Genomic DNA, 18181 nt, shown 5'->3' with positions numbered 1-18181 from the left:
AGGCGCCAGTGACGCCTCCGTCGTGAGCCAGGACTGTCCAAAATAGCGAGTAAAGGTCCGGGGCCTCGCTACGGGGCAGCCTGGGATGGTTATTAGAGATGCAGCACGCGGTCGCGGATCTCCTCGGTTCGACCCTGGTTCCAGAACTGGGTACCGATGTAGCCGCACGTGCGACGGGCGACATTCATCTTCTCCTGGTCACGATTGCCGCAGTTGGGGCACTCCCACACCAGCTTACCGTCGTCCTCGATAATGCGGATCTCGCCATCGTAGCCGCACACCTGGCAGTAGTCGCTCTTGGTGTTGAGCTCGGCGTACATGATGTTGTCGTAGATGTACTGCATCACGCGAATGACAGCCTTGAGGTTGTCCTGCATGTTGGGAACCTCGACGTAGGAGATGGCACCGCCCGGCGAAAGCTGCTGGAACATGCCCTCGAACTTGAGCTTGTCGAATGCGTCGATCTCCTCGGACACGTGGACATGGTAGCTGTTGGTGATGTAGCCCTTGTCCGTCACGCCCGGGATGATGCCAAAACGACGCTGCAGGCACTTGGCGAACTTGTAGGTCGTCGACTCAAGCGGAGTACCATACAGTGAGAAGTCAATATCGCTTTCGGCCTTCCACTCGGCGCACTTGTCGTTCATGCGCTGCATGACGGCCATGGCAAACGGCGTGCCCTCCTTCTCGGTGTGGCTGTGGCCCGTCATGTACTTGACGCACTCGTACAGGCCGGCATAACCCAGACTAATGGTGGAGTAACCGCCCACGAGCAGCTTGTCGATCGTCTCGCCCTTCTTCAGGCGGGCGAGGGCACCGTACTGCCACAGAATCGGTGCGGCGTCAGAAAGCGTACCCATCAGGCGCTCATGACGGCACAGCAGGGCACGGTGGCACAGCTCAAGGCGCTCATCGAAGATCTTCCAGAACTTGTCCATGTCCTGGTGCGAGCTCAGTGCGACATCGGGCAGGTTGATGGTCACAACACCCTGGTTAAAGCGACCATAGTACTTAGGCTTGGCCGGGTCGTAGTTCAGCGCGTTGGCGACATTGTTAAAGCCGTTGCCCGAACGGTCAGGCGTCAGGAAACTGCGGCAACCCATGCAGGTGTAGCAATCGCCGTTGCCGGCGGTCTCGCCCTTAGACAGCTTGAGCTCGCGCATCTTCTTCTCGGAGATGTAATCGGGCACCATACGCTTGGCAGTGCACTTGGCAGCCAGCTGGGTCAGGTAGAAGTACGGGGAATCCTCGTGAACGTTATCGTCCTCGAGTACATAGATAAGCTTGGGGAATGCCGGGGTGATCCATACGCCGGCCTCGTTCTTAACGCCCTCGTAGCGCTGGCGAAGCGTCTCCTCCACGATCATGGCAAGGTCGTGCTTCTCCTGAGGCGTACGGGCCTCGTTAAGATACATAAAGACCGTCACGAACGGCGCCTGGCCATTGGTGGTCATAAGGGTCACGACCTGATACTGAATCGTCTGGACGCCGCGACGGATCTCGTCACGCAGACGGTCCTCAACGACCTCACGGACCTTCTCGGCAGACGCAGAGACGCCGAGCTCCTCAAGCTCGCGAGCGACCTCGCCGCGAATCTTTTGACGGCTCACCTCGACGAACGGGGCAAGATGAGTCAGCGAAATCGACTGGCCACCGTACTGGGAGGAAGCAACCTGGGCGATGATCTGCGTCGCGATGTTGCAGGCGGTCGAGAAGCTGTGCGGCTTCTCGATCAGCGTACCCGAGATAACAGTGCCGTTCTGGAGCATGTCCTCCAGGTTCACCAGATCGCAGTTGTGCATGTGCTGGGCAAAGTAATCCGAATCGTGGAAATGGATCAGACCCTCATTATGGGCATCCACGATCTCTTGAGGCAGCAGCACACGCTGAGTCAGGTCCTTGGAGATCTCGCCGGCCATGTAGTCACGCTGAACGGAATTGACGGTCGGGTTCTTGTTGGAGTTCTCCTGCTTGACCTCTTCGTTATTGCACTCGATCAGCGACAGGATCTTGTCATCGGTCGTGTTCTTCTGGCGCTTCAGGCTCTGAACATAGCGATAGATGATGTAGTGGCGGGCAACCTCGTAGCAGTCGAGACGCATGATCTCGTCCTCGACCAAATCCTGAATCTCCTCGACCGAAACAGTGTGGCCCGCGTTCTCGCATGCCTCGGCGACGTTTTGCGCCGCGTAAACCACCTGGCGGTCGGTTAGACGAGAGCTCTCCTCGACCTCCAAGTTGGCGGCGCGGATGGCATTGACGATCTTATCGATGTCAAAGACAACCTCGGTGCCGCTGCGCTTGATGATCTTCATCCTCTTGCCTCTTTCGCGTCGTAGCCTCATTGCGCTTCAGAGCCAAACGATGCCCGGCAGGGCTTGCCCCTGTCTTGCGGCGCCGTCGCGCAATCTGTGTTCTCGATAAACCATAAGCCTCCATGCGGACATTCCCTAGAGCCAATCAAGCGGCTCAAGGACACGTTCGAAAGAGGCAGTTAAGGTCTTCGTTCTCTGTCCGCCATCTATCATACGACAAAGACACATCTATATCCTGTATTCTTTTTTTAGTTCAAACACAACATATAGTGTTTCAGCAGGTCAAAGCAATTAGTCATTTTGCAGACGCATTAATTATGAGGGGTTCTTGGCAAGTCGGTAAAACGTTACCAACACGGCTACCTGCATGGCAGTTATAAAACCCCCTTAGTCAAGCCGCTGACAAATCCTACCAAAATCAAGCCGCTCACGCCAAAAGAATCCAAAAGATTATGCTTGACCAACATGTTGCGGTCACGATCGGCCGGGACGTATGCAATCTGCCGGCACCTCTATGGGATGCGAAGACCATCGCGTACAGACCTTGGATCAATATTTGGTAGCTTATTTGCCGGCATGTTTGGCGGCATAAAACAAAACAGCCCAGAGGACATAGCCTCTGAGCTGCGAACATTTGGTGGGCGTTAGAAGATTTGAACTTCTGACCTCTTCCGTGTCAGGGAAGCGCTCTCCCCCTGAGCTAAACGCCCAAATGGAGCGGACAACGGGGCTCGAACCCGCGACCCCAACCTTGGCAAGGTTGTGCTCTACCAACTGAGCCATGTCCGCCTGCGAGGATTTAATATACGGGATGATCCACCCAAATGCAAGAACTTTTTTTAAAAAGTTTTGCGATGCCCTCGCGAACCTCGCGAGGGCATCAGCCACCACGGAAGGCGCAGGCAAACGTAAACTCGCCGCAAGAGGCCACTACATCTCGCCGAGCATGATCCAGGCAGAGCTGTCCTGCGTGAGCCTGCCGTCTGCAAGCGGTGATGAGGTGAGCAGGACCCTGCCCGCCGGCAGCTCCACGGGTGCTGCACCGAAGTTCGTCACACACGTCCAGCCGTTATCGCGGCGATAGGCGATGACGCCGCCCTCAGCGCCCTCGGCACCATCCGCAAGACCGGTGCGCCCGTCAAGATCGAGCCACGCAAGATCGTTGGCGCACCCGCGCAGCTTGCGCCGCAGCCAGAGGGCGTCACGATAGAGCGCAAGCATCGATGTCGGGTCCGCTTCTTCCCTATCGGCAGCATAATCGGAAAACCATGCAGGCTGCGGCAGATGGGGCGCTGCATCGGCGTCTGCCGGCGAAAACCCAAACGATCCGCCATGCGCGGGATCGTCCGCCGCCACCCACGGCAGGGGCACACGACAGCCGTCGCGCCCCTTCTCACGCTTCGGTCCGTGCGTATTGGTCGCAGTAGGGTCTTCGAGTGCAGCCCACGGGATATCAGCCACCTCAAAAAGGCCGAGCTCCTCACCCTGATACACGTATGCCGAGCCCGGAAGTGCCAGTTCAAGCAAAAGGGCCGCCCGCGCGCGGCGCTCGCCGAGTTCACGGTCCTCGTCATAAGACGACCCGTCGCGCAAGAGCCAGTCGAGCGCAATCTGGTGGTAGCGCGTCGCCTTGATTTGCGGCAGGGCATAGCGTGTCGCCACGCGCGGCACGTCGTGGTTGGAGAGTACCCAGGTCGAGGCGGAATCGGATTCGACGGCTGCCTTCAAGCCCTTCTCGATTGCAGTGTGCATGTCATCATAGGTCCAAGTGGCCTTGGCAAACTCAAAGTTGAATGTCTGGCCAAGCTCGCTGGGACGCGCGTAGAGATACTGGCGCTCGGGCAGCACCCACGCCTCGGCAACGGCACTGCGCGGCGGATTATAGCGGTCGAACACGCGGCGCCACTCGCGATAGATCTCGTGGACCTCATTGCGGTCCCACAGCGGATGGGTGCCGTCGTCAACCATGTCATCGCCCTCGGCGAGATGCCACCGGTCGAGGTCATCGCGGTCGAGATCCTTGGCGAGACCCTGCGCCACATCAATGCGAAAGCCGTCGACGCCTCGATCGCTCCAAAACGCCAGGACGTCGCAAAAGAGCGCATGAACCTCGGGGCATGACCAGTCAAAGTCCGGTTGCTCGGGCGTAAACATGTGCAGATACCACTGACCGTCCGCAACACGCGTCCATGCGGGGCCGCCAAAGTTGGCATTCCAATTGGTGGGAGGCAGCTCGCCATGCTCGCCGCGACCATCGCGGAAGATATAACGGGCGCGCTCGGGCGATCCGGGGCCGGCGGCAAGAGCGGCTTTGAACCAGGGGTGCTGGTTGGATGAATGGTTGGGCACGATGTCGACGATGACCTTGATGCCGCGCGCGTGAGCCGCAGCGATCATGTCATCGAAGTCGTCAAGCGAGCCGAGACGCGGGTCGACATCGCAGTAGTCCGCCACATCATAGCCGCCATCGACAAGAGGCGATGGGTAAAACGGGCTCAGCCAGATGGCCTCGATACCCAGCCGCTCAAGATAGTCCATCTGCTGGGTAATGCCCGCGATATCGCCCAGACCCGAACCAGTCGAATCCTTAAACGAACGCGGGTAGATCTGATAGATCGCGGCATCGGACATCCATGAGCGCGAAGAAGACTTTTCTGTAGCCATGGGGCGTATCTCCCTTGCAACGAGGTTATGCGAGATGCCCACGATGATACGCCCAAAGCGGACATTCGCGACAAACAACGCCACAGCCACGCCCCAAAACGATCGCCCCCTCTCGGGTTCGAGCCCATGCGATGGATACAAAAAAGCCCGGCTACCGTGGTAGCCGGGCTGTTGCGTTTGGAGCGGACAACGGGGCTCGAACCCGCGACCCCAACCTTGGCAAGGTTGTGCTCTACCAACTGAGCCATGTCCGCATATGTAAAACAAAACGGGCGCCGGAGCGCCCGGATGTTGCCTGGAGGCGAAGCCCGGATTCGAACCGGGGGTAAAGGCTTTGCAGGCCTCTGCCTTACCACTTGGCCACTTCGCCGAAAAAGGACCGCCTAAACGGTCCGGAAATGCAATGGAGCGGACAACGGGGCTCGAACCCGCGACCCCAACCTTGGCAAGGTTGTGCTCTACCAACTGAGCCATGTCCGCTTGCGGGTTATTAATTTACGCGAGTTGTCCAAAAGACGCAAGTACTTTTTTCAAAAAACTTGTCTGCCGCATGTTCTTAGTAGCTAAACGCGCTAAAGCGATTGGCTAGGCACACGATTCCAGCGCTCCGCTAAACAGCTTCACCATCTGCACGCGCGTGCCGGCGCCGTCCGTACGACGAGCAACCTCCACGTTATCGACGAGCATACGCATAAGCTTGATGCCACGGCCGCGTTCCTCGGATGCGACCGGTTCGCTCGTTTCATCGATAGAATAGCCGGCACCTCGATCAAGCACCTCAACCACAACGCGATCGCCATAGGCCTGAACCGTCAGGACGCACCCGATACCGCCCGCATGGTCATAGGCATTACCCAGCGCCTCCCCCGACGCCAATGCGACATCGTAGCGCTCGTCACGGCGCAACGGAAGCGATTCAAGGAGTTCGGCGATGCGATGTCGGTAGTATGGAAGATTCTCGATACCCTGACGGACCTCAACGCTCTTACTCCAGCGAGGCAGCTCCCCCACCGGAATGGCAGGAATTGACTCCCGTGCCGGCCCCACGACATGAAGGATATCGACAAGACGAGCAATCTCCAAAAAGCGAACAACTTCACCTGATGCATTGACGAGCGAAAGCAGGCCTTCTCGCCTCATAAGCTCACGAGCGCGCGTAAGCAGGAATGCCAAGCCCGTAGAATCGATAAAGCTAACAGCCTGACAGTTGATGACGACACGACGCACGCCGCGGCCAATCAAAGCATCCAACCGCCGACGCAGCGCAGGCACCGTGGCGATGTCGATATCGCCTGGTGGCGTCAAAACCGCTATGTCATTCCACTCATTCATACGACCATGGTTCCCCAAAAAAGCCCACTCGATGCATTCGTTTCCCCAACCGTACGGATTCAGCCCGCCCAGCGTCGTCTATGAACGACCCCGTAAAAACTCAAGGGACACCAATGCAATGTCATCGTCCAGCGCCGATTCGGTAAATCGGTCAAGCTCGCCCAAGACCTTGCCGCAAATGCCCGATACGCCCTCACCCGAGACAGAGAGCAGAAGGTCGCGCAAGCGCTGCTCGCCAAAGAACGCTCCGGTGCGGTCGCGGGCCTCAATCGTTCCATCCGTATACATGAAGAGCATGTCGCCGGGGGCAAACGTAAACACGCCTGTCTCGTACACCATGCTCTCAAAGGCACCGATTACGCCCGATTGGCATCCAAGCAGCTCAACCTCTCCCCCACGGGCCTCGCCGCCACCCAGCGGCATCGACTCTGGCCTGATGACCATGGTCGGAGGATGGCCCGCCGAACAATACGTTGCGCGTCCGGCTTTAAGGTCAATCTTGGCGATAAAGGCCGTCACGAACGTCTCGACCCTCGAAAAGCCCATGAGCATGCTGTTAAGGGAGCGTGCCATGCGGGCCGGTCCAGCGCCCTCCCAGGCATATGCCGTCAGGGCCGTCTTGACGAGCGCGGACATCGATGCGGCCTCAATGCCTTTGCCAGACACATCACCCAGAATCATGACGGCGCAGTCGTCGGGAAGACGAATGAGCGTATAGAAATCGCCTCCGACCAACGCCGAATTCGTGGCCGACAGGTACACCGAATCGGTTGCGATACCCGGAACATCCCCCAGGGAATTTCTCATGCCGATCTGGAGCGTCTGAGCGATATGGCGCTCTTCGCGCTTTTGAGATTCGCCTTCGTAGATCAGTTCAAAGTCATGCGCCAAGTGCACCAAGTAGTCATATTCAAGGTCATCAATCGGCTCTTGGCTACCATCACGAAGCAGCAGCGCGCGCGTCGTCGGGCTCTTCGCAACAGAAGCAGGAACAATCGCGTCGTTACTGTGCTTGCCATCGCCCTCAGAGCGCGGGTGCCCCGCCTCGATGCCGGAGTCGACGTAGAGACCTTGACAAGGCAGACCATGCGCCCTAAGCCAGCCTCCCATAGGCATCGATTCGTCAACGCGAGTTATACGGACGTGTTTAAGGTCCTCGGCACTCGTACCCCCCAAAACAGACGCCTCAAAGCCATCAGGGCCAGCCCCCAGACGTGCCGCTGGCGCCGTCGTGGAAAAGAAAAGCTTCTCGGGATCGTCCGGCAAAGCAACGCGACTGCCGCCTTCAAAATCTATGACGTAGGAATCCAGACTGGCGTCATACTCAACAGGGCAAAAATGGCAGTTGAGCATATTGCAGATCTCGGACGATACCGCCTGGGTAGCCGCGACGGAATCGTCTAGAAAGGTAAACAACTCATCACGTAAGACATTGAGCGAGCGGCCAAGCTCGGCCGTGCGACGAGAGCGAAGACTCGATGCCATGCCGACCAGTTGGATAGACAGGTAATCGCAAATGACCTCAAGTACATTAACGTCATAGGCGAGCGGTGCCTGGGGGCGTTTCCAACCAACTTCCAACACGCCAAGGATCTGCGTACCGTAAAAAACGGGAAGACAGATCTCGCTGCGGTACGGAGGCATATCCTGCATGCGCAACAGGTGCTTAGAACGATTATCCAGGTCCATGAACATACCGGAGGCGGCCCTATCGCCCTCAAGGTCCTGCTGAATCGACAAGCGACAGGCACGCGACTCGCGAAGAACATACGTCGGAATGCCCGCGCCATACGGCAAAAACTCGGGCAGGTAGCTGTCGTGCAGCTCCTTGGAGACACCGCGAAGCTTAAAACCGCCGCTCTCAGAAAAATAGATAGCGGCACCCGAAGCATCGAGCGTTCCTACAAGTTGGTTTAAAACGGTATCAAGCAGACTGGGTAACTCATCGGAGCCCACAGTGCTCATAATGACCGAGAGCGTGCCAGAGAGGCGCTTGTTCGCCACTCTAAGCTCCGATAACGCACGCTTGAGCTGACGGTCGTGCGAATACTGTTCTTCGATGCTATGGAGCGCCACCAGGACACGTGGCGCGCGGCGCCCAAAGATGCGTGGAGGCGTTACGGAGCCCGCACGAACCAAGACGGGGATAAAGGAGCCGTCACTCAGCTTGAGTATCAGTTCGTTCTCGGAGCCATCAGTTTCAAATGGCAGACGATGTTCCGTCGCACGTTCAAAAGCGGATGAGTACAGGACGTCTTTAACATCTCCACCGATGACGTCGGCGCGTTCCTCGCACATCAAGCCAAGTAAGCGATTATTCACATGCAGAATGGTTCCGTCGAGCTCGCAAATGATGACAGCATCGCTCGTGATCTCGACTAGTTGGGCAACGTCTGCCCACTCGTTGCGTTCAAGCGTTTCCATCGTGGACCCCACCGTCTATCGGTAACAAAAAAGCCTCCGAAGAGGCTTCTCAAATGCGATGGTGTCGGAGGCGGGACTTGAACCCGCATGACCAAAAAGCGGTCACTAGCACCTCAAGCTAGCGCGTCTGCCAATTCCGCCACTCCGACATGCTATGTTGTTGATTCGCGGTTCATTTTGTTGGACCCGCGCGTTCAACGAAGAAGATAATAACCTATGATTCGAGAACTGTGCAAGCACTTTTTTCAAAAAAGTTTACGAATTTGTAAATGCGCTGGTAGATCTATATGTTCGGCCCCGAATCGGTGTTGCCTCCCGGCGCGTCCTCGGGCATGAGCGATATTTTGTTGCGCACTTCGTGCTGCAAAATACCGCTCCCCCTGCGGAATGCGCCGGGAGGCAACACCGATTCGGGGCCGAACATATAGATCTACCAGCGCATTTACAAATTCGTAAACTTTTTTGAAAAAAGTGCTTGCACAGTTCTCGAATCATAGGTTATTATCTTCTTCGTTGAACGCGCGGGTCCAACAAAATGAACCGCGAATCAACAACATAGCATGTCGGAGTGGCGGAATTGGCAGACGCGCTAGCTTGAGGTGCTAGTGACCGCTTTTTGGTCATGCGGGTTCAAGTCCCGCCTCCGACACCATCGCATTTGAGAAGCCTCTTCGGAGGCTTTTTTGTTACCGATAGACGGTGGGGTCCACGATGGAAACGCTTGAACGCAACGAGTGGGCAGACGTTGCCCAACTAGTCGAGATCACGAGCGATGCTGTCATCATTTGCGAGCTCGACGGAACCATTCTGCATGTGAATAATCGCTTACTTGGCTTGATGTGCGAGGAACGCGCCGACGTCATCGGTGGAGATGTTAAAGACGTCCTGTACTCATCCGCTTTTGAACGTGCGACGGAACATCGTCTGCCATTTGAAACTGATGGCTCCGAGAACGAACTGATACTCAAGCTGAGTGACGGCTCCTTTATCCCCGTCTTGGTTCGTGCGGGCTCCGTAACGCCTCCACGCATCTTTGGGCGCCGCGCGCCACGTGTCCTGGTGGCGCTCCATAGCATCGAAGAACAGTATTCGCACGACCGTCAGCTCAAGCGTGCGTTATCGGAGCTTAGAGTGGCGAACAAGCGCCTCTCTGGCACGCTCTCGGTCATTATGAGCACTGTGGGCTCCGATGAGTTACCCAGTCTGCTTGATACCGTTTTAAACCAACTTGGAGGAACGCTCGATGCTTCGGGTGCCGCTATCTATTTTTCTGAGAGCGGCGGTTTTAAGCTTCGCGGTGTCTCCAAGGAGCTGCACGACAGCTACCTGCCCGAGTTTTTGCCGTATGGCGCGGGCATTCCGACGTATGTTCTTCGCGAGTCGCGTGCCTGTCGCTTGTCGATTCAGCAGGACCTTGAGGGCGATAGGGCCGCCTCCGGTATGTTCATGGACCTGGATAATCGTTCTAAGCACCTGTTGCGCATGCAGGATATGCCTCCGTACCGCAGCGAGATCTGTCTTCCCGTTTTTTACGGTACGCAGATCCTTGGCGTGTTGGAAGTTGGTTGGAAACGCCCCCAGGCACCGCTCGCCTATGACGTTAATGTACTTGAGGTCATTTGCGATTACCTGTCTATCCAACTGGTCGGCATGGCATCGAGTCTTCGCTCTCGTCGCACGGCCGAGCTTGGCCGCTCGCTCAATGTCTTACGTGATGAGTTGTTTACCTTTCTAGACGATTCCGTCGCGGCTACCCAGGCGGTATCGTCCGAGATCTGCAATATGCTCAACTGCCATTTTTGCCCTGTTGAGTATGACGCCAGTCTGGATTCCTACGTCATAGATTTTGAAGGCGGCAGTCGCGTTGCTTTGCCGGACGATCCCGAGAAGCTTTTCTTTTCCACGACGGCGCCAGCGGCACGTCTGGGGGCTGGCCCTGATGGCTTTGAGGCGTCTGTTTTGGGGGGTACGAGTGCCGAGGACCTTAAACACGTCCGTATAACTCGCGTTGACGAATCGATGCCTATGGGAGGCTGGCTTAGGGCGCATGGTCTGCCTTGTCAAGGTCTCTACGTCGACTCCGGCATCGAGGCGGGGCACCCGCGCTCTGAGGGCGATGGCAAGCACAGTAACGACGCGATTGTTCCTGCTTCTGTTGCGAAGAGCCCGACGACGCGCGCGCTGCTGCTTCGTGATGGTAGCCAAGAGCCGATTGATGACCTTGAATATGACTACTTGGTGCACTTGGCGCATGACTTTGAACTGATCTACGAAGGCGAATCTCAAAAGCGCGAAGAGCGCCATATCGCTCAGACGCTCCAGATCGGCATGAGAAATTCCCTGGGGGATGTTCCGGGTATCGCAACCGATTCGGTGTACCTGTCGGCCACGAATTCGGCGTTGGTCGGAGGCGATTTCTATACGCTCATTCGTCTTCCCGACGACTGCGCCGTCATGATTCTGGGTGATGTGTCTGGCAAAGGCATTGAGGCCGCATCGATGTCCGCGCTCGTCAAGACGGCCCTGACGGCATATGCCTGGGAGGGCGCTGGACCGGCCCGCATGGCACGCTCCCTTAACAGCATGCTCATGGGCTTTTCGAGGGTCGAGACGTTCGTGACGGCCTTTATCGCCAAGATTGACCTTAAAGCCGGACGCGCAACGTATTGTTCGGCGGGCCATCCTCCGACCATGGTCATCAGGCCAGAGTCGATGCCGCTGGGTGGCGGCGAGGCCCGTGGGGGAGAGGTTGAGCTGCTTGGATGCCAATCGGGCGTAATCGGTGCCTTTGAGAGCATGGTGTACGAGACAGGCGTGTTTACGTTTGCCCCCGGCGACATGCTCTTCATGTATACGGATGGAACGATTGAGGCCCGCGACCGCACCGGAGCGTTCTTTGGCGAGCAGCGCTTGCGCGACCTTCTGCTCTCTGTCTCGGGTGAGGGCGTATCGGGCATTTGCGGCAAGGTCTTGGGCGAGCTTGACCGATTTACCGAATCGGCGCTGGACGATGACATTGCATTGGTGTCCCTTGAGTTTTTACGGGGTCGTTCATAGACGACGCTGGGCGGGCTGAATCCGTACGGTTGGGGAAACGAATGCATCGAGTGGGCTTTTTTGGGGAACCATGGTCGTATGAATGAGTGGAATGACATAGCGGTTTTGACGCCACCAGGCGATATCGACATCGCCACGGTGCCTGCGCTGCGTCGGCGGTTGGATGCTTTGATTGGCCGCGGCGTGCGTCGTGTCGTCATCAACTGTCAGGCTGTTAGCTTTATCGATTCTACGGGCTTGGCATTCCTGCTTACGCGCGCTCGTGAGCTTATGAGGCGAGAAGGCCTGCTTTCGCTCGTCAATGCATCAGGTGAAGTTGTTCGCTTTTTGGAGATTGCTCGTCTTGTCGATATCCTTCATGTCGTGGGGCCGGCACGGGAGTCAATTCCTGCCATTCCGGTGGGGGAGCTGCCTCGCTGGAGTAAGAGCGTTGAGGTCCGTCAGGGTATCGAGAATCTTCCATACTACCGACATCGCATCGCCGAACTCCTTGAATCGCTTCCGTTGCGCCGTGACGAGCGCTACGATGTCGCATTGGCGTCGGGGGAGGCGCTGGGTAATGCCTATGACCATGCGGGCGGTATCGGGTGCGTCCTGACGGTTCAGGCCTATGGCGATCGCGTTGTGGTTGAGGTGCTTGATCGAGGTGCCGGCTATTCTATCGATGAAACGAGCGAACCGGTCGCATCCGAGGAACGCGGCCGTGGCATCAAGCTTATGCGTATGCTCGTCGATAACGTGGAGGTTGCTCGTCGTACGGACGGCGCCGGCACGCGCGTGCAGATGGTGAAGCTGTTTAGCGGAGCGCTGGAATCGTGTGCCTAGCCAATCGCTTTAGCGCGTTTAGCTACTAAGAACATGCGGCAGACAAGTTTTTTGAAAAAAGTACTTGCGTCTTTTGGACAACTCGCGTAAATTAATAACCCGCAAGCGGACATGGCTCAGTTGGTAGAGCACAACCTTGCCAAGGTTGGGGTCGCGGGTTCGAGCCCCGTTGTCCGCTCCATTGCATTTCCGGACCGTTTAGGCGGTCCTTTTTCGGCGAAGTGGCCAAGTGGTAAGGCAGAGGCCTGCAAAGCCTTTACCCCCGGTTCGAATCCGGGCTTCGCCTCCAGGCAACATCCGGGCGCTCCGGCGCCCGTTTTGTTTTACATATGCGGACATGGCTCAGTTGGTAGAGCACAACCTTGCCAAGGTTGGGGTCGCGGGTTCGAGCCCCGTTGTCCGCTCCAAACGCAACAGCCCGGCTACCACGGTAGCCGGGCTTTTTTGTATCCATCGCATGGGCTCGAACCCGAGAGGGGGCGATCGTTTTGGGGCGTGGCTGTGGCGTTGTTTGTCGCGAATGTCCGCTTTGGGCGTATCATCGTGGGCATCTCGCATAACCTCGTTGCAAGGGAGATACGCCCCATGGCTACAGAAAAGTCTTCTTCGCGCTCATGGATGTCCGATGCCGCGATCTATCAGATCTACCCGCGTTCGTTTAAGGATTCGACTGGTTCGGGTCTGGGCGATATCGCGGGCATTACCCAGCAGATGGACTATCTTGAGCGGCTGGGTATCGAGGCCATCTGGCTGAGCCCGTTTTACCCATCGCCTCTTGTCGATGGCGGCTATGATGTGGCGGACTACTGCGATGTCGACCCGCGTCTCGGCTCGCTTGACGACTTCGATGACATGATCGCTGCGGCTCACGCGCGCGGCATCAAGGTCATCGTCGACATCGTGCCCAACCATTCATCCAACCAGCACCCCTGGTTCAAAGCCGCTCTTGCCGCCGGCCCCGGATCGCCCGAGCGCGCCCGTTATATCTTCCGCGATGGTCGCGGCGAGCATGGCGAGCTGCCTCCCACCAATTGGAATGCCAACTTTGGCGGCCCCGCATGGACGCGTGTTGCGGACGGTCAGTGGTATCTGCACATGTTTACGCCCGAGCAACCGGACTTTGACTGGTCATGCCCCGAGGTTCATGCGCTCTTTTGCGACGTCCTGGCGTTTTGGAGCGATCGAGGCGTCGACGGCTTTCGCATTGATGTGGCGCAGGGTCTCGCCAAGGATCTCGACCGCGATGACCTCGACCGGTGGCATCTCGCCGAGGGCGATGACATGGTTGACGACGGCACCCATCCGCTGTGGGACCGCAATGAGGTCCACGAGATCTATCGCGAGTGGCGCCGCGTGTTCGACCGCTATAATCCGCCGCGCAGTGCCGTTGCCGAGGCGTGGGTGCTGCCCGAGCGCCAGTATCTCTACGCGCGTCCCAGCGAGCTTGGCCAGACATTCAACTTTGAGTTTGCCAAGGCCACTTGGACCTATGATGACATGCACACTGCAATCGAGAAGGGCTTGAAGGCAGCCGTCGAATCCGATTCCGCCTCGACCTGGGTACTCTCCAACCACGACGTGCCGCGCGTGGCGACACGCTATGCCCTGCCGCAAATCAAGGCGACGCGCTACCACCAGATTGCGCTCGACTGGCTCTTGCGCGACGGGTCGTCTTATGACGAGGACCGTGAACTCGGCGAGCGCCGCGCGCGGGCGGCCCTTTTGCTTGAACTGGCACTTCCGGGCTCGGCATACGTGTATCAGGGTGAGGAGCTCGGCCTTTTTGAGGTGGCTGATATCCCGTGGGCTGCACTCGAAGACCCTACTGCGACCAATACGCACGGACCGAAGCGTGAGAAGGGGCGCGACGGCTGTCGTGTGCCCCTGCCGTGGGTGGCGGCGGACGATCCCGCGCATGGCGGATCGTTTGGGTTTTCGCCGGCAGACGCCGATGCAGCGCCCCATCTGCCGCAGCCTGCATGGTTTTCCGATTATGCTGCCGATAGGGAAGAAGCGGACCCGACATCGATGCTTGCGCTCTATCGTGACGCCCTCTGGCTGCGGCGCAAGCTGCGCGGGTGCGCCAACGATCTTGCGTGGCTCGATCTTGACGGGCGCACCGGTCTTGCGGATGGTGCCGAGGGCGCTGAGGGCGGCGTCATCGCCTATCGCCGCGATAACGGCTGGACGTGTGTGACGAACTTCGGTGCAGCACCCGTGGAGCTGCCGGCGGGCAGGGTCCTGCTCACCTCATCACCGCTTGCAGACGGCAGGCTCACGCAGGACAGCTCTGCCTGGATCATGCTCGGCGAGATGTAGTGGCCTCTTGCGGCGAGTTTACGTTTGCCTGCGCCTTCCGTGGTGGCTGATGCCCTCGCGAGGTTCGCGAGGGCATCGCAAAACTTTTTAAAAAAAGTTCTTGCATTTGGGTGGATCATCCCGTATATTAAATCCTCGCAGGCGGACATGGCTCAGTTGGTAGAGCACAACCTTGCCAAGGTTGGGGTCGCGGGTTCGAGCCCCGTTGTCCGCTCCATTTGGGCGTTTAGCTCAGGGGGAGAGCGCTTCCCTGACACGGAAGAGGTCAGAAGTTCAAATCTTCTAACGCCCACCAAATGTTCGCAGCTCAGAGGCTATGTCCTCTGGGCTGTTTTGTTTTATGCCGCCAAACATGCCGGCAAATAAGCTACCAAATATTGATCCAAGGTCTGTACGCGATGGTCTTCGCATCCCATAGAGGTGCCGGCAGATTGCATACGTCCCGGCCGATCGTGACCGCAACATGTTGGTCAAGCATAATCTTTTGGATTCTTTTGGCGTGAGCGGCTTGATTTTGGTAGGATTTGTCAGCGGCTTGACTAAGGGGGTTTTATAACTGCCATGCAGGTAGCCGTGTTGGTAACGTTTTACCGACTTGCCAAGAACCCCTCATAATTAATGCGTCTGCAAAATGACTAATTGCTTTGACCTGCTGAAACACTATATGTTGTGTTTGAACTAAAAAAAGAATACAGGATATAGATGTGTCTTTGTCGTATGATAGATGGCGGACAGAGAACGAAGACCTTAACTGCCTCTTTCGAACGTGTCCTTGAGCCGCTTGATTGGCTCTAGGGAATGTCCGCATGGAGGCTTATGGTTTATCGAGAACACAGATTGCGCGACGGCGCCGCAAGACAGGGGCAAGCCCTGCCGGGCATCGTTTGGCTCTGAAGCGCAATGAGGCTACGACGCGAAAGAGGCAAGAGGATGAAGATCATCAAGCGCAGCGGCACCGAGGTTGTCTTTGACATCGATAAGATCGTCAATGCCATCCGCGCCGCCAACTTGGAGGTCGAGGAGAGCTCTCGTCTAACCGACCGCCAGGTGGTTTACGCGGCGCAAAACGTCGCCGAGGCATGCGAGAACGCGGGCCACACTGTTTCGGTCGAGGAGATTCAGGATTTGGTCGAGGACGAGATCATGCGTCTCGACTGCTACGAGGTTGCCCGCCACTACATCATCTATCGCTATGTTCAGAGCCTGAAGCGCCAGAAGAACACGACCGATGACAAGATCCTGTCGCTGATCGAGTGCAATAACGAAGAGGTCAAGCAGGAGAACTCCAACAAGAACCCGACCGTCAATTCCGTTCAGCGTGACTACATGGCCGGCGAGATCTCCAAGGACCTGACTCAGCGTGTGCTGCTGCCTCAAGAGATCGTGGATGCCCATAATGAGGGTCTGATCCATTTCCACGATTCGGATTACTTTGCCCAGCACATGCACAACTGCGATCTGGTGAACCTGGAGGACATGCTCCAGAACGGCACTGTTATCTCGGGTACGCTGATCGAGAAGCCGCACAGCTTCTCGACCGCCTGCAACATCGCGACGCAGATCATCGCCCAGGTTGCTTCCTCCCAGTACGGTGGCCAGTCGATTTCGCTGACTCATCTTGCCCCGTTCGTCGAGGTGAGCCGTCAAAAGATTCGCGGCGAGGTCGCTCGCGAGCTTGAGGAGCTCGGCGTCTCTGCGTCTGCCGAGAAGGTCCGTGAGGTCGTTGAGGACCGTCTGCGTGACGAGATCCGTCGCGGCGTCCAGACGATTCAGTATCAGGTCGTGACCCTTATGACCACCAATGGCCAGGCGCCGTTCGTGACGGTCTTTATGTATCTTAACGAGGCCCGTACGCCTCAGGAGAAGCACGACCTTGCCATGATCGTGGAGGAGACGCTTCGCCAGCGCTACGAGGGCGTTAAGAACGAGGCCGGCGTATGGATCACCCCGGCATTCCCCAAGCTTATCTATGTACTCGAGGACGATAACGTTCACGAGGATTCCCCGTACTTCTACCTGACCCAGCTGGCTGCCAAGTGCACTGCCAAGCGTATGGTGCCCGATTACATCTCCGAGAAGAAGATGCGCGAGCTCAAGCTGTCTAAGGGCGAGACCGCCGGCAACGGCGATTGCTACACCTGCATGGGTTGCCGCAGTTTCCTGACGCCTGACCGTTCGGGCAACGGCTTTAACAATGTCGCCAACGCGCTGAACTACGACCCGGCCAAGCCTAAGTACTATGGTCGCTTTAACCAGGGTGTTGTGACCATCAACCTGCCCGATGTCGCACTGAGCTCGCACCAGGACATGGACAAGTTCTGGAAGATCTTCGATGAGCGCCTTGAGCTGTGCCACCGTGCCCTGCTGTGCCGTCATGAGCGCCTGATGGGTACGCTTTCTGACGCCGCACCGATTCTGTGGCAGTACGGTGCCCTCGCCCGCCTGAAGAAGGGCGAGACGATCGACAAGCTGCTCGTGGGCGGTTACTCCACCATTAGTCTGGGTTATGCCGGCCTGTACGAGTGCGTCAAGTACATGACGGGCCACAGCCACACCGAGAAGGAGGGCACGCCGTTTGCCATGGCCGTCATGCAGCGCATGAACGACAAGTGCGCCGAGTGGAAGGCCGAAAGCGATATTGACTTCTCACTGTATGGTACTCCGCTTGAGTCGACGACCTACAAGTTCGCCAAGTGCCTGCAGCGTCGTTTTGGCATCATCCCGGGCGTGACGGACAAGGGCTACATCACCAACAGCTACCATGTCCACGTGTCCGAGGAGATCGACGCATTCGACAAGCTCAAGTTCGAGGGCATGTTCCAGCAGCTTTCGCCGGGCGGTGCCATCTCCTACGTCGAGGTTCCCAACATGCAGGACAACCTCAAGGCTGTCATTCGCGTGATGCAGTACATCTACGACAACATCATGTACGCCGAGCTCAACACCAAGAGCGACTACTGCCAGGTGTGCGGCTACGATGGCGAGATCCGCATTATCGAGGACGACGGTAAGCTGGTGTGGGAGTGCCCCAACTGCGGCAATCGTGACCAGGAGAAGATGAATGTCGCCCGTCGCACGTGCGGCTACATCGGTACCCAGTTCTGGAACCAGGGTCGAACCGAGGAGATCCGCGACCGCGTGCTGCATCTCTAATAACCATCCCAGGCTGCCCCGTAGCGAGGCCCCGGACCTTTACTCGCTATTTTGGACAGTCCTGGCTCACGACGGAGGCGTCACTGGCGCCT

The 18181-nt window shown here is 57.5% G+C and carries 8 protein-coding genes and 12 tRNA genes; 10 read left to right on the top strand and 10 right to left on the bottom strand.

The features are described 5' to 3' along the window. Positions 1-92 precede the first annotated feature (92 nt). From nrdD (ABHR63_RS09285) to ABHR63_RS09240, 10 genes are all read right to left on the bottom strand, one after another. Entirely contained in the window at positions 93-2315 is a 2223-nt protein-coding gene (nrdD, locus tag ABHR63_RS09285; RefSeq protein ID WP_346965982.1) for an anaerobic ribonucleoside-triphosphate reductase, read from the bottom strand. 635 nt (positions 2316-2950) lie between these two features. Next, a tRNA-Val gene (locus ABHR63_RS09280) sits at positions 2951-3025 on the bottom strand. Between the two features lie 3 nt (positions 3026-3028). Beyond that, positions 3029-3104: transfer RNA gene (locus ABHR63_RS09275), tRNA-Gly, on the bottom strand. A 141-nt stretch (positions 3105-3245) separates the two neighbouring features. Continuing rightward, positions 3246-4979: a glycoside hydrolase family 13 protein gene (locus ABHR63_RS09270; protein ID WP_346965416.1), complete on the bottom strand. Its 1734-nt coding sequence runs from the start codon at positions 4977-4979 to the stop codon at positions 3246-3248. Positions 4980-5157: 178 nt separating this feature from the next. Further along, a tRNA-Gly gene (locus tag ABHR63_RS09265) sits at positions 5158-5233 on the bottom strand. A gap of 42 nt (positions 5234-5275) precedes the next feature. Then, positions 5276-5349: transfer RNA gene (locus ABHR63_RS09260), tRNA-Cys, on the bottom strand. 34 nt (positions 5350-5383) lie between these two features. Beyond that, positions 5384-5459, bottom strand: a tRNA-Gly gene (locus ABHR63_RS09255). A 105-nt stretch (positions 5460-5564) separates the two neighbouring features. Further along, the gene (locus tag ABHR63_RS09250; RefSeq protein WP_161144847.1) at positions 5565-6311 is read right to left on the bottom strand and encodes an anti-sigma factor antagonist; all 747 of its coding nucleotides are present in this window, start codon (positions 6309-6311) and stop codon (positions 5565-5567) included. Between the two features lie 78 nt (positions 6312-6389). Continuing rightward, the gene (locus ABHR63_RS09245; RefSeq protein ID WP_346965415.1) at positions 6390-8735 is read right to left on the bottom strand and encodes a GAF domain-containing SpoIIE family protein phosphatase; all 2346 of its coding nucleotides are present in this window, start codon (positions 8733-8735) and stop codon (positions 6390-6392) included. A gap of 59 nt (positions 8736-8794) precedes the next feature. Continuing rightward, positions 8795-8884 (bottom strand) — tRNA-Leu (locus tag ABHR63_RS09240). Positions 8885-9297: 413 nt separating this feature from the next. Between ABHR63_RS09240 and ABHR63_RS09235 the strand changes: the two genes are divergently transcribed. The 10 genes from ABHR63_RS09235 to nrdD (ABHR63_RS09190) all read left to right on the top strand — a co-directional run bounded on the left by ABHR63_RS09235 (position 9298) and on the right by nrdD (ABHR63_RS09190) (position 18089). Next, positions 9298-9387 (top strand) — tRNA-Leu (locus tag ABHR63_RS09235). Positions 9388-9446: 59 nt separating this feature from the next. Further along, complete coding sequence (locus ABHR63_RS09230; protein WP_346965983.1) at positions 9447-11792, top strand: GAF domain-containing SpoIIE family protein phosphatase; 2346 nt, start codon at positions 9447-9449, stop codon at positions 11790-11792. A 78-nt stretch (positions 11793-11870) separates the two neighbouring features. After that, a complete protein-coding gene (locus tag ABHR63_RS09225) occupies positions 11871-12617 on the top strand; it encodes an anti-sigma factor antagonist (protein WP_161144847.1) in 747 nt (248 codons plus the stop codon). A 105-nt stretch (positions 12618-12722) separates the two neighbouring features. Continuing rightward, positions 12723-12798: transfer RNA gene (locus ABHR63_RS09220), tRNA-Gly, on the top strand. 34 nt (positions 12799-12832) lie between these two features. Next, positions 12833-12906: transfer RNA gene (locus ABHR63_RS09215), tRNA-Cys, on the top strand. Positions 12907-12948: 42 nt separating this feature from the next. Beyond that, positions 12949-13024 (top strand) — tRNA-Gly (locus ABHR63_RS09210). Between the two features lie 178 nt (positions 13025-13202). After that, positions 13203-14936, top strand: coding sequence for a glycoside hydrolase family 13 protein (locus ABHR63_RS09205; protein WP_346965416.1), 1734 nt, complete (start codon positions 13203-13205; stop codon positions 14934-14936). A 141-nt stretch (positions 14937-15077) separates the two neighbouring features. Beyond that, positions 15078-15153, top strand: a tRNA-Gly gene (locus tag ABHR63_RS09200). Positions 15154-15156: 3 nt separating this feature from the next. Next, positions 15157-15231, top strand: a tRNA-Val gene (locus ABHR63_RS09195). A 635-nt stretch (positions 15232-15866) separates the two neighbouring features. Then, complete coding sequence (gene nrdD / locus ABHR63_RS09190; protein ID WP_346965982.1) at positions 15867-18089, top strand: anaerobic ribonucleoside-triphosphate reductase; 2223 nt, start codon at positions 15867-15869, stop codon at positions 18087-18089. Positions 18090-18181: the final 92 nt, after the last annotated feature.

This window comes from Collinsella aerofaciens, assembly GCF_039752775.1.
GTDB classification, from domain to species: Bacteria; Actinomycetota; Coriobacteriia; order Coriobacteriales; family Coriobacteriaceae; genus Collinsella; species Collinsella aerofaciens_R.
The sequence above is the reverse complement of the archived record's forward strand: the minus strand, read 5'-3'. Positions and strand labels throughout refer to the sequence as shown.

What these genes read in the sequence shown, in the direction of transcription:
- ABHR63_RS09270 (WP_346965416.1), bottom strand. Translation starts at nt 4,979, where the DNA reads ATGGCTACAGAAAAGTCTTCTTCGCGCTCATGGATGTCCGATGCCGCG.
- ABHR63_RS09230 (WP_346965983.1), top strand. Translation starts at nt 9,447, where the DNA reads ATGGAAACGCTTGAACGCAACGAGTGGGCAGACGTTGCCCAACTAGTC.
- nrdD (WP_346965982.1), top strand. Translation starts at nt 15,867, where the DNA reads ATGAAGATCATCAAGCGCAGCGGCACCGAGGTTGTCTTTGACATCGAT.
- ABHR63_RS09225 (WP_161144847.1), top strand. Translation starts at nt 11,871, where the DNA reads ATGAATGAGTGGAATGACATAGCGGTTTTGACGCCACCAGGCGATATC.
- ABHR63_RS09205 (WP_346965416.1), top strand. Translation starts at nt 13,203, where the DNA reads ATGGCTACAGAAAAGTCTTCTTCGCGCTCATGGATGTCCGATGCCGCG.
- nrdD (WP_346965982.1), bottom strand. Translation starts at nt 2,315, where the DNA reads ATGAAGATCATCAAGCGCAGCGGCACCGAGGTTGTCTTTGACATCGAT.
- ABHR63_RS09245 (WP_346965415.1), bottom strand. Translation starts at nt 8,735, where the DNA reads ATGGAAACGCTTGAACGCAACGAGTGGGCAGACGTTGCCCAACTAGTC.
- ABHR63_RS09250 (WP_161144847.1), bottom strand. Translation starts at nt 6,311, where the DNA reads ATGAATGAGTGGAATGACATAGCGGTTTTGACGCCACCAGGCGATATC.